Raw genomic sequence first — 11,907 nt, forward strand, 5'->3', positions numbered from 1 at the left:
AAGACGCTTGTGAAAGCGACAAAGGAAATAAGATGAAAATCAATCAATCCAACAAAAATATCAGAAAACAGAGTGAAAACCGACCGCACTTTGATCATAAAAAGAAGCAAAGTACCGTACATTCTGAGCATAAATCCCTAACGAAACGCCAAACATCATTATCTAACACGAAAATTGAGGGCGAAAAATTACAGAAAGTTCTCGCGCGTGCTGGGCAGGGATCACGCCGCGAAATTGAGGTGATGATTGCTGAAAATCGGGTGAGTGTAGATGGGAAAATCGCGACACTGGGTGATCGCATTGACATTCATTCGGGGGTTAAAGTGCGTATTGACGGTCGTATTATTAATCTTCAACAGGCACAAAAAGAAATGTGTCGTGTCTTGATGTATTACAAGCCGGAAGGTGAACTTTGCACCCGTAGTGATCCGGAAGGGCGAGCAACCGTATTTGATCGTTTACCACGTTTGAATGGTGCTCGTTGGATTGCTGTGGGACGCTTGGATATTAATACTTCCGGTTTATTATTATTTACCACAGACGGCGAATTGGCGAACCGTCTAATGCACCCAAGCCGAGAAGTGGAGCGTGAGTATTCCGTAAGGGTATTCGGGCAAGTGGATGATGCTATGTTAGCTCGGTTACGCAAAGGCGTTCAGCTTGAGGACGGGCCGGCAAATTTCAAAGAAATTAAATTTATTGGTGGTGTCGGAATGAACCAGTGGTATGACGTCACTTTAACGGAAGGGCGTAATCGAGAAGTACGCCGTTTGTGGGAATCCCAAGGAATTCAAGTCAGCCGTTTGATTCGTATCCGTTATGGAAATATCAAATTAATGAAAGGTTTACCACGAGGCGGATGGGAAGAAATGGATCTTGAAAACGTTAACTATCTGCGTGAATTGGTCGGACTACCACCGGAAACAGAAACCAAACTTGATGTCACAAGGCCTCGTCGTCGACCAAAATCAGGGCAAATTCGGAAAGCGGTAAAACGTTATTCAGAATTAGGAAAACGCTATAAAAAATAGGTATTTAAGATGAAAATGCAACAACTTCGCTATATTGTGGAAATAGTGAATCAAAATTTGAATGTGACGGAAGCGGCAAATACGCTTTATACGTCACAACCGGGTATCAGCAAACAAGTCCGTTTGTTAGAAAATGAATTAGGCTTGGAAATTTTTGAACGTAATGGCAAACATATAAAATCCATTACACCGGCAGGGAAAAAAATTATTTCTATTGCACGTGAATTGTTGGTAAAAGCGGAAAGTATCAAATCGGTTGCCTATGAATATACGCGTCCTGATCATGGGGTATTACGTATTGCGACGACAAATACGCAAGCACGTTATACGTTACCTTCAGTGATTGAACGCTTTTCTAAACAATATCCTGATGTCAGTTTGCATATTCATCAAGGTTCACCCACACAAATTCATGATGCGCTCATGTCCGGTGAAGTGGATTTAGCAATTACCACGGAAGCCCCCTATTTGTTTGATGATCTTATTCAATTACCTTGCTACTTGTGGAATCGTTCTGTCATAGTGAAATTAGAGCATCCCTTGGCAAAAGTGAAAAATCTCACGATTGAAGAACTCGGGAAATACCCCCTTGTCACCTATACTTTCGGTTTTACCGGCGTATCCGATTTAGATTACGCCTTTAACGCCGCCGGAATTTTACCGAATATTGTTTTTACCGCTACTGATGCAGATGTAATAAAAACTTATGTGCGTTTAGGACTAGGCGTAGGAATTATGGCAGGCATGGCACACACCGAGCTTGATAGTGATCTTGTTGCGATTGATGCCGGTCATTTATTCCGTTCCAGTATGACACAAATCGCCTTCAAGCAAAGCACGTTTTTACGTAACTATATGTATGATTTTATCGAATATTTCTCACCGCACCTCACCCGTCCAATGGTAGAAAAAGCCGAACGCTTGCGTGATAACAATGCGGTAAAAAAATTGTTTGATAACGTGGAATTAGAAGTCAAGTAATCGTATTTGTAGAAAGGAAAGAAAGAGCGGTTGAAATTCATAGGGAATGTTGACCGCTCTTTTTTATTGGAAAATTAAAAATTATATTATTAAATCATAAATATTTACTCCCCCCATCGTTCTAACATATTTATCTCTATACTTTTTATCATTTTGTAAAATTTTGTGATCTTTCTCTCATTATTGAAAATTTATATTTTGAAACGTTTCATTATTGATTTATTATTAAATTTGAAACGTTTCAAATGTGTAAAATTTTTTATAGGAGAATCACTATGAAATTAGCTAGAACCTTAGCGATAAGTTTATTATTAGCTCTTTCGTCTACAAGTTTTGCAGATAATGCAACAAAGAAAATTCTTGAGAATTTTGAAACTTATCCCTTCTCACCGATGACGGTGGCGCATCGTGCCCAAGCAGGTGTTGAGAGCCGAATTTTTCCGGAAAATTCCATTGCCGCGATCAACCTTTCGATTAACCGTGGTGTAGGTATTATTGAAGTTGATCCACGCTTAACTGCTGATGGACATTATGTTCTTGTTCACGACGAAACGTTGGATAGAACAACGAATGTACAGGAGGTTTTTCCTCATTTGGCTGAAAAAGAGGGCAAATTTGCGGGCAAAGTGCTCGTCTCTAAATTGACATTAGAACAAATTAAACAATTGAAATTAACCGATGGTTTTGATGGGCAAATTCATCGCGTCCCCACGTTAAAAGAAGCACTTGAAGTAGCAAAAGATCAGGTGTTTCTTGATTTGGATTTAAAAGAAATTGATGTTGAAAAGCTATCAACGTTAGTCAAAGAATTTGGTACAGACAACTTGTTAGCCTATAACAACAATGCTGAAAAAGTCAAAGCTGTTACGGATAAAACAGGCATTTTACCTCTGCCGATTAACCTTGCGATCACCAAAGGTGGAAACCCTGTTGCCGATTTTCATAAATTCCAACAAATGTGGGGGGAAAATTTCAAGATTATGCACACCTTTATGTCTGACATTACTCCCGAACTTGTCGCACTTGCCGATAAGCATAAAGTTCGCCTATGGATAAACACTCTAAATGATGCAGACGGAGCTGCGGAGCGTTTTGACTATTCGCTTTGGAAAAGCTATCTCAATTCAGGAGCAAATGTTTTCCAATCCGATTTATCTATTGAATTAACCCGATTTATTGATTTACGTAATGCTTGTTTGAATATTAAACATGTTAAAGGTTGCGAAATATTCATTAACCAATAATTGACTTATATAGGAGCATCGTATGTTGAGTTTCTTTGATATTAAAAAAATTCCACCCATTGGTTTAACTACGGCAGAGCAACGTCGCCAATGGTTTAAACAGTTCTTAAAAGCCTTTATGGTAGTGTTTTTAGCTTATATGTGTATGTATTTGATCCGTAATAACTTTAAAGCGGCATAGCCGTTTTTAAAAGAAGAATACGGCATTTCTACTCTAGAATTAGGCTACATTGGTTTGGCATTTTCTATTGTGTACGGTATCGGTAAAACTGTGCTGGGGTATTTTATTGATGGTAGGAATACCAAAAAGATCATTTCAGCATTACTCATTGCCTAGTCTATTGTTGTGATGGCTATGGGATTAGTATTAAGTTTCTTTGGCTCGGTCGTTGGTGTGTTTATCGTGCTTTGGGGATTAAACGGCGTATTCCAATCAGCTGGTGGCCCGGCTTCTTATAGTACGATTTACCGCTGGGTACCGAGAACCAAACGTGCAACTGCAATGGGGCTATGGAACAGCTCACACAATGTAGGGGGCGCAATTGCAGGTGCTATAGCCTTATGGGGGGCAAATACATTCTTTGGCGGAAATATTGCCGGTATGTTTATTTTTCCTGCTGTAATTGCCTTAATTATCGGTATTATCGGGCTCTATTGGGGGAAAGATGATCCGGAAGAATTAGGCTGGAATCGCAGTGAGGAAATTTTTGAAGAGCCTATTGAAGAGGAAAATACTGCGGCAGAAACAATGACAAAATGGGAAATCTTCAAAAAATATCTGCTTTCTAACCCTTGGGTTTGGGTACTTTGCTGTGCCAACGTATTTGGCTATATTTTACGCATTGGGATCGATAACTGGGCACCGCTCTATGTGCGTGAGACATTACATTTCAATAACTATGATGCCGTAAATACAATTTTGTGGTTTGAGGCAGGGGCATTTATCGGTAGCCTTTTCTGGGGCACAATTGCCGATTTCTTTAAAGGACGAACCGCTGCTGTGGGTACAGTCTGTTTAGCCATTGTATTTTTTGTGATTGATTTTTACCGTGATGGGACGAGTGTTATGGCCGTAAACATTGCTTTATTTAGCTTAGGGGCAATGATTTTCGGTACACTTACTCTTATTCCTATTTCGATTATCAATCTTGCACCAAAAAGAGGCGTAAGTGTTGCAAATGGTATAGCGGGAACATTCGGGTACTTATTTGGCGATTCCACAGCAAAAGTCGGGCTTGCTTTAATTGCCGATCCAAAACGTGATGGTTTAACCGTTTTCGGTCATCATTTACACGGTTGGGCAGATGTCTTCATCGTCTTTAATGTTGCTTGTATTATTGCTGTCATATTGCTTTTCCTGGTGGCAATCATTGAGGAACGTAAAATCCGAACTATTCAAAAAGCGAAAGAACTCGGGTTAAAAGTAGCTAAACTTGAAGAATAATTGCTCAATATCTCACCGCTTGTATAAAGCAAGCGGTGATTTCTACCGCACTTTTTGTAAAAAGGATACACAATGAAATTCAATCTCACCGATCACCCTCATAGACGTTACAACCCTTTAAAAAATGAATGGATTTTAGTTTCGCCGCATCGCGCTAAACGTCCTTGGAGTGGACAAGTCGATAAGTTACCTAATAATGATTTACCTGCTTACGATCCTAATTGTTTACTTTGTCCCAATAATAATCGTATTTCGGGTGAAAAAAATCCGGACTATCAAGGCACTTTTGTTTTCGACAATGATTTTGTTGCATTGATGCCGGATACCCCTAATACCTCTCAATCTGATAACCCTCTGTTTCAAATAATGGGCGTACAAGGTTTAGCGAAGGTTATTTGCTATTCTCCCGATCATAATAAAACCTTGCCAGAACTTACCATCACACAAATTCGAGGGATTATTGATACTTGGAATACTCAAATTGAAGCATTAGGCAAACACTATTTATGGGTTCAAGTATTTGAAAATAAAGGGGAAATGATGGGCTGTTCGCAACCTCACCCACACGGTCAAATTTGGGCAAATTCATTTTTACCGAACGAGATTGCCTGTAAAGATAAAAACTTACATCACTATATGCAAAAATACGGCTCAAATTTACTGTTGGATTATGTGAATGCCGAATGTAAAGAGGGAAGAAGAAACGTGGTGGAAACAGAATATTGGTTAGCCGTTGTACCTTATTGGGCGGCTTGGCCTTATGAAACGATGTTATTGCCAAAACGCCATATTCGCCGAATGCAAGAATTGACTGAAAATGAAAAAACGGATCTCGCTTTTGCTCTAAAACAGCTTACGACTCGCTACGATAATCTGTTTGAATGCCCTTTTCCTTACTCAATGGGGTGGCATTATGCGCCATTTTTTCAAAATGGTGAAAATCTCGATCATTGGCAATTACACGCCACTTTTTATCCGCCATTATTACGCTCTGCAACAGTGCGTAAATTTATGGTCGGCTATGAAATGTTGGCAGAAACACAACGGGATTTAACACCGGAACAAGCGGCAGAACGTTTAATGAATGTCAGCGATATCCATTATAAATCAGCATAATTTCTTGTTCTACCTGTGGGGTAATAAAGTACTATGCAAAAAATGCTTACGATCAGATTGATGACAATGATGTTACTGCAATATTTTGTACAGGGTTCTTGGAGTATGATGATTGGTGCAGTATTATCGGATTACGATATGAGAAATACTATTGGCACAACCTACACACTACTTGGCTTAGCTACTATTATTTCCCCATTGTTTATCGGAATGATTGCAGATCGCTTTTTTGCCGCAGAAAAAGTACTTGGTACGTTACATTTACTGAATAGTCTAGTGCTTTATCAGGTCGCACTTGCGATTTCTCATTAATATCATACTGTTTTTTTCGTGCTGATTTTCACTGTAGGTTTACTCTATTATCCGACTCTTGCCCTTTCCAACAGCATTGCTTTTCGACATTTGGAAGACTGCCGCCTTTTTCCGTTTATTCGGGTTGTGGGGAATATCGGTTTTATTCTCTCAGGTTTAGCAATGGGTTATTACGAAATTTTTAATCACGTTGTCGTCTTTAAAGTTGCCACATTTGCGTCGATTATTTATGGGATTTATTGTTTTAGTCTGCCCAATACACCGCCAATCACAACGTCTCTCAACTGGCGAACCTTATTTTGTTTAGATGCCTTTCAGCTATTTAAAGATCGTTATTTCAGTCTTTTTATGATGATAACCCTTTTAGTGATGATCAGCAAAACAGCTTACAGCGCCTATATGCCTGTTTATCTTAAAGATTTCCATCTAAATGCAGCAAATATGATGCAAATTGGTGTGGTATCGGAAGTACTGATGATGCTTTTTCTTAGTTTAATGATTAAGCGGTGGGGATTTAAACCGATTATGTTCATTGGTATCATCGCTTGGGCAGTGCGCTCTTTACTGCTTGCGATGTCCGCAATATCCACAGAACCTTTACTCTATATTCTGACCAGTTTAGTTCTGCAAGGCATTTGCTGGACGTTTTTTTTCACCGTTGGCGATATGTATGTGAACAGCAAAGCACAAAATCATATACGCACACAAGCCCAAAGTTTACGCCATATTTTTTCAAATGGTCTGGGAATACTCATCTCGTCTTCTCTGATTGGATTGATTTACAACCACACGCTCACTCACGATAAATTGCCGGAAATTGCAACACAATGGGCAACGTTTTGGTGGTATCCAACCCTGATAGCCTCCGTAAGTGCGGTCATCTTTTTGCTATTTTTCAAAGAAAGATGTTAAATCCATTAGATGGTTAAAGAAGATCTATTTGTTGCTGTATAAATTCAGCGGTAGCGACTTCTGATCGATCCTTTAATAAATAATCTTTTACTGCTTTACCAATAATGGCTTCGATCTGGCGTAAGTGAATAGCCTGATCACCCAATACATTTTCTCTAATGCCGTAGAATTTCGTCTGTTTTGCTAAAGCTAACCAAGGTAGAGATTGCGTAATACTTTGATTATCCATTAAATCATTTCTTGCCGATACACCACCTAGCTGGCTATATTGTTCTTGAATAATATGTTGTAAAAACCAACTAATAAACCATTCGCAAGCGGTCTGATTTGGCGTTTGTTTTAAAATAGCCAAAGATCCTCCTCCCAATAATGGACGCTGATTCGGAACAGAAGTAAATCCAACAGGGTAGAGCGAGTTATGATTGGAAATAGGCGAAAAGTGATTCATATAAACAAGAAGTAATGGAATTTCTCCTTGTTGAAAGAGTTCAGACTCATCTTTCCACCAGCTTTTTTCGAGTCGAATAGCATTTTCATATAAGGTTTTTAGTTGGCTTAAGCTCTCTTCTACGGCTTTCCGGTTAAATAAAATGTTTCCATTCTTAAAAATAGAAGGGAAATTAGCATAGTATCTAACAAAAAATTCGCTAGCGAGTGTGCCTTCATCATCAATAATTAATGCTGAACCTTTTTTAATTTCAGGATAGTCGACAACTCCCGATTGAAAAAAGTGTAATAAAAGATTAAATTGTTCAAAATTTGTTGGTAATGTTAATTCTTTATTATATTTTTCATAAAACAAGCGTTTAATTTTCGCATCTTCAAATATATCTTTGCGATAAAAAAGCATTTGAATACTTGGATCAAAAGGAACAGCATAGATTGTTTGTTGAAATTGACAAAATTTTTGAATAATACTGGCTGAGAAATGAGCTTCTAATGTCTCAATTGTTAAAAAATCTAATGGCAATAAATAAGATTGTGCAAAATAAGGCAAGCTCTCCATATCAATTCTTACCATATCATACTGATTTGTCCGAGTATTTTTTCCTAACTCATTAGGAATATCTGCAAACGTACAGGTATCAATATGTACTTGAATATTTGTTAATTTGGTAAAGTGTGGAATAAGTTTCTTTAATGCGTCAATAGAGGGAGTGTTAACGGCTAGAATTTTGATTGTATTATTTTTATTTTGATCTCTATTTTGTGGAAGAAAATCTAAAAAACTAAAATGAAAAGGTTCAATGGCTGTATTTTCCTTTCTAATATAGGCTAATATTTTTTTACTTATATAGCCGTAGTCTAGCCCATATAACCTAAAGCGAGTATCATTATTAAAATTATTTCGATAAAACGTATAAATTTTAGGGAAAGGTTTATTTGAAAAATAGTACGCATTATGAATTAACTTTGCCGTTTCAAACGAAGTGGTAAATAGCATTGAGTGGTTTTCTGATTGAGCGAGTTCAAAAGCAAGTAAATGACTGTTTTTATGTTGTTCGATAAACTCTAGTTTAATATTTTCCTGTATTGCTTTTGTCATCAAATAGGCATAATCTTCTTGTGAAAAATCAGAAAATTCATCTTTAATAATAATTCCCTGTTTTATATCTTCTCTCACCCAGTGTTGAATGTAATGATCAATTACTGAAGTATAGTCGAACTGAATAATATTCTTACCACCATCAATATTCCGATAAATAAATAAACACTTTTCTAATAGATTTCCATATTCTTTCGCATTATCTACACAAGAATCTGAAATAACGAAAAGATAATTTTCCTCTTTGATTCTTTTAATTATTTCTCTTTCTTTTTCTTTTTTATTGTAAGAAAGATAAAGCTCTAAAATAAAATTATCTTCTTGAAAGTTTAAATTTAAGTTTTCATATAAATAACTATATTTCATCTCGATAATATTAGGTAAAATAATCGCAATTTTATTACTGATACCACGCTTTAAATTTACCGCCTGTATATTTCGCTGATAACCTAATTTATCAATCGCTCGTTGAACTTTTTCTATTTTATCTAAACTTACCCCATTTTTCCCATTGAGAACATTAGAAACTGTTCCCAAAGAGACTCCCGCCTCTTTTGCAAGATCTTTTATTGTCACGATCATAAAATTATCCTAGAAAATATAAGTGAGATATTTATTCTCAATAAATCTTATTAGGGACGCTCCTATGCCGTACGTTTTTTAATTTCAAAAAACGACCGCACTTTTATCAAATATCAAAAAATATTGTGATATCTCACTAAATCTTCTCGATTAATCGCAAAAACACCCAGCCCACCATTTTTAAGATCAACCCATTTAAATGGCACATCAGGATATTGTTCAATTAGGCTTACCATGCTATTTCCCACCTCACAAATCAATAGGCCGTTTTCCGTTAAATAATCAGGTGCTTGTTTTAGAATTTGTTTGGTGATGTCTAAACCGTCTTTACCTGATCCCAAAGCGAGTTCAGGTTCAAAGTGAAATTCTTCCGGCATATCAGCAAGATCGTCTTCATCTACATAAGGTGGATTTGTCACAATAAGATCGTATTTTTGACCAAGAATATTCTCAAATAGATTTGACTGAATGGGGAAGACACGGTGTTCCAATTGGTGACGGGCAATATTGATTTCTGCAACATTTAAGGCATCAGCGGATAAATCTACGGCATCTACTTCCGCTTCAGGGAAAGCATAGGCACAGGCAATTGCAATACAAGCACTGCCGGTACAAAGATCAAGAATGTGTTGTGGCGATTGTTTCACTAATCCGTCAAAGTGATCCTGAATGAGTGCGCTAATTGGCGAACGAGGAATAATGGTGCGTTCATCCACATAAAACTCATGGCCACAAAACCATGCACTGTTTGTTAGGTAGGCAACCGGTACACGTTGTTCGATACGGGTCAAAACCAGTTGGACGAGGCTTTCTTTTTCTGAGGGGGTTAAACGGCTGTGGAATAATTCGGTCGGTAGATCAATAGGTAATTGTAAACCGGCAAGCACGAGCTGAAGGCTTTCATCCCAAGCATTATCATATCCCTGCCCATAGTAAATATCAGAACGGTTAAATACGCTATATGTCCAACGGAGAAAATCTTGAATGGTATAAAGTTCATGAGCAACATTATCTTCTAAAATTGTTGCCACTAATTCTTGGTTATATGTGGTTTCCATCATATTTTCCTTATAAAAAAATTTGCGTAGTTATACCACATAAGGCGGTTTATAACTATGATATGATACGCAAAATTTGAAATGAGTGAGAAAAAATGAAAGACGAATTTGAGTTATTTCGTGCTGAAACGAAAGGTATTAAGCCCATTAAACAAGATACTTTTATCGCTCTGCGTCAAAAGAGCAGTCAAAAAAAATCCCATTTGCGTGATATTCGTGAAAAAGAGGATACCTTATTTTATTTTTCCGATGAATATGAACCTCTTCTTAATGAAAATGATGGTATGGTAAAGTACCTTCGTGAAGGTGAGGATTCTCATTTACTGAAACGATTACGCCGAGGGGACTTTTCTCCCGAATTATTTTTAGATTTACACGGTTTAACCCGTGAACAGGCAAAAATGGAATTAGCGGCTTTATTGCTTGCCTGCGAAAATGAACGTGTAGATTGTGCGAGCATTATGACCGGTTACGGGAGTTTCACGTTGAAAAAACAAATTCCCCGTTGGCTTGTTCAACATCCCAAAGTACGTGCGTTGCATCAAGCTCCGAGAGAATGGGGCGGTGAGGCGGCAATTTTGATTTTAATTGAGGTGTAATTCACCACGAAAAAATGTTTCAGGACGATGAAAAAGTGCGGTCAATTTTGATTGTGTTTTTTGGTATTATTCGCTAAAAGCAAATGAGCAGTAGGGACACACTGCGTGTGTCCGCTTAACACGCCATTTATCCTAGGTTTCTGAACACAGCCCTAAACTCGCCAAAAACTCAATAAATGCCCGTACTTTTGCCGGTAAGTGTCGGCGGTTTGGGTACACCACGTGAATTTCCAATTCTTGCTGTTTGTATTCCGGTAAAATTTCCACTAATTCGCCACTTTCAAAGGCATCACCGAGAATAAAGCGGGGTAAATTCACAATCCCAAGTCCTGCTTTTGCCATATCCAATAGTGCTAATCCATTATTGCTCACAACTTTTGATTTGATTTTAAAGCGTTGTGTTTGATTTGGCCGTACGCTTTGCCAGTTCACCTGATTTAATGTACTTTTATAAAGTAGCCCTTCATGCTGTTCTAAATCATTAGGTGTTTTTGGAACACCGTATTGATCAAGATAACGGGGAGAGGCGGCAAAGTGAATAGTAGAGGTGCTAATTTTACGCGCCACTAAAGAACTATCTTGCATATAGCCAATGCGTAAAGCAAGGTCGTAGCCTTCAGCAAGGAGATCGATCTTTTTATCATTAAATTCTACTTCAATATGTAAATTAGGATGTGCCGCAATAAACATAGGTAGGTTAGGGGAAATAAATAACAAGCCAAAATCACGTGGTACCGAAATAAGAAGATTGCCTTGCAAACTTGTGGTCATATTGCTAATACTGGCGTCTGCTTCATCTAAATCCTGTAAAATCCCTTGGCAACGTTGGTAATACATCATACCGGCTTCGGTGGGCATAATTTTTCTTGTGGTACGTTGTAACAAACGGGTTTTGAGATGTTCTTCAAGTTGAGAAACCAATTTACTTGCCATTGCGACAGAAATATTTTGTTGTAATGCTGCTTGAGTAAAACTCTGGGTTTCAACGACCTTACAAAAAATGGAAATCGCATTGAGTTTGTCCATTTATATCCCTTTATTTCAAAAAAAACTTGATTTTGCTACCGTAAGTTTGCACTATA

Annotated in this window: 10 protein-coding genes and 1 pseudogene; 8 read left to right on the forward strand and 3 right to left on the reverse strand. The window is 37.7% G+C overall.

The genetic code is table 11. The annotated features are described in order from the left end of the window. Positions 1-32 precede the first annotated feature (32 nt). From rluB to E4T92_RS02315, 7 genes and pseudogenes are all read left to right on the forward strand, one after another. The gene (rluB, locus tag E4T92_RS02290) at positions 33-1,031 is read left to right on the forward strand and encodes a 23S rRNA pseudouridine(2605) synthase RluB (RefSeq protein ID WP_077543127.1); all 999 of its coding nucleotides are present in this window, start codon (positions 33-35) and stop codon (positions 1,029-1,031) included. 9 nt (positions 1,032-1,040) lie between these two features. After that, positions 1,041-2,012, forward strand: coding sequence for an HTH-type transcriptional regulator CysB (gene cysB / locus E4T92_RS02295; protein WP_077543126.1), 972 nt, complete (start codon positions 1,041-1,043; stop codon positions 2,010-2,012). A 275-nt stretch (positions 2,013-2,287) separates the two neighbouring features. Beyond that, a complete protein-coding gene (locus tag E4T92_RS02300) occupies positions 2,288-3,256 on the forward strand; it encodes a glycerophosphodiester phosphodiesterase family protein (RefSeq protein ID WP_135093273.1) in 969 nt (322 codons plus the stop codon). A 22-nt stretch (positions 3,257-3,278) separates the two neighbouring features. Beyond that, the gene (locus E4T92_RS11190; RefSeq protein ID WP_228063529.1) at positions 3,279-3,437 is read left to right on the forward strand and encodes a hypothetical protein; all 159 of its coding nucleotides are present in this window, start codon (positions 3,279-3,281) and stop codon (positions 3,435-3,437) included. Positions 3,438-3,605: 168 nt separating this feature from the next. After that, positions 3,606-4,700: a hexose-6-phosphate:phosphate antiporter gene (gene uhpT / locus E4T92_RS02305; protein ID WP_255518852.1), complete on the forward strand. Its 1,095-nt coding sequence runs from the start codon at positions 3,606-3,608 to the stop codon at positions 4,698-4,700. 72 nt (positions 4,701-4,772) lie between these two features. Continuing rightward, on the forward strand, positions 4,773-5,816 hold the full coding sequence (locus E4T92_RS02310) for a UDP-glucose--hexose-1-phosphate uridylyltransferase (RefSeq protein ID WP_135093274.1): 1,044 nt from the start codon (positions 4,773-4,775) through the stop codon (positions 5,814-5,816). Between the two features lie 105 nt (positions 5,817-5,921). Further along, a pseudogene (locus tag E4T92_RS02315) lies at positions 5,922-7,040 on the forward strand (MFS transporter). Between the two features lie 13 nt (positions 7,041-7,053). Here the strand turns inward: E4T92_RS02315 and E4T92_RS02320 are convergent. After that, positions 7,054-9,168, reverse strand: a complete 2,115-nt coding sequence (locus E4T92_RS02320) for an extracellular solute-binding protein (protein WP_135093275.1) — start codon at positions 9,166-9,168, stop codon at positions 7,054-7,056. Between the two features lie 113 nt (positions 9,169-9,281). Next, positions 9,282-10,226: a 50S ribosomal protein L3 N(5)-glutamine methyltransferase gene (gene prmB, locus E4T92_RS02325; protein ID WP_077540548.1), complete on the reverse strand. Its 945-nt coding sequence runs from the start codon at positions 10,224-10,226 to the stop codon at positions 9,282-9,284. Positions 10,227-10,321: 95 nt separating this feature from the next. Between prmB and smrB the strand changes: the two genes are divergently transcribed. Beyond that, positions 10,322-10,825 (forward strand): endonuclease SmrB, encoded by a 504-nt coding sequence (gene smrB, locus E4T92_RS02330; RefSeq protein ID WP_135093276.1) that lies wholly within the window; start codon positions 10,322-10,324, stop codon positions 10,823-10,825. Between the two features lie 132 nt (positions 10,826-10,957). On the opposite strand, the gene E4T92_RS02335 is transcribed toward smrB, so the two are convergent. Next, entirely contained in the window at positions 10,958-11,851 is an 894-nt protein-coding gene (locus E4T92_RS02335; protein ID WP_135093277.1) for a LysR family transcriptional regulator, read from the reverse strand. Positions 11,852-11,907 lie beyond the last annotated feature (56 nt).

Source organism: Pasteurella sp. WM03, from assembly GCF_004570945.1.
GTDB lineage: Bacteria > Pseudomonadota > Gammaproteobacteria > Enterobacterales > Pasteurellaceae > Rodentibacter.

Bases quoted from the DNA above. Each gene is read 5' to 3' on its own strand.
- rluB (WP_077543127.1), top strand. From the start codon at position 33: ATGAAAATCAATCAATCCAACAAAAATATCAGAAAACAGAGTGAAAAC.
- cysB (WP_077543126.1), top strand. From the start codon at position 1,041: ATGAAAATGCAACAACTTCGCTATATTGTGGAAATAGTGAATCAAAAT.
- E4T92_RS02300 (WP_135093273.1), top strand. From the start codon at position 2,288: ATGAAATTAGCTAGAACCTTAGCGATAAGTTTATTATTAGCTCTTTCG.
- E4T92_RS11190 (WP_228063529.1), top strand. From the start codon at position 3,279: ATGTTGAGTTTCTTTGATATTAAAAAAATTCCACCCATTGGTTTAACT.
- uhpT (WP_255518852.1), top strand. From the start codon at position 3,606: ATGGCTATGGGATTAGTATTAAGTTTCTTTGGCTCGGTCGTTGGTGTG.
- E4T92_RS02310 (WP_135093274.1), top strand. From the start codon at position 4,773: ATGAAATTCAATCTCACCGATCACCCTCATAGACGTTACAACCCTTTA.
- E4T92_RS02320 (WP_135093275.1), bottom strand. From the start codon at position 9,168: ATGATCGTGACAATAAAAGATCTTGCAAAAGAGGCGGGAGTCTCTTTG.
- prmB (WP_077540548.1), bottom strand. From the start codon at position 10,226: ATGGAAACCACATATAACCAAGAATTAGTGGCAACAATTTTAGAAGAT.
- smrB (WP_135093276.1), top strand. From the start codon at position 10,322: ATGAAAGACGAATTTGAGTTATTTCGTGCTGAAACGAAAGGTATTAAG.
- E4T92_RS02335 (WP_135093277.1), bottom strand. From the start codon at position 11,851: ATGGACAAACTCAATGCGATTTCCATTTTTTGTAAGGTCGTTGAAACC.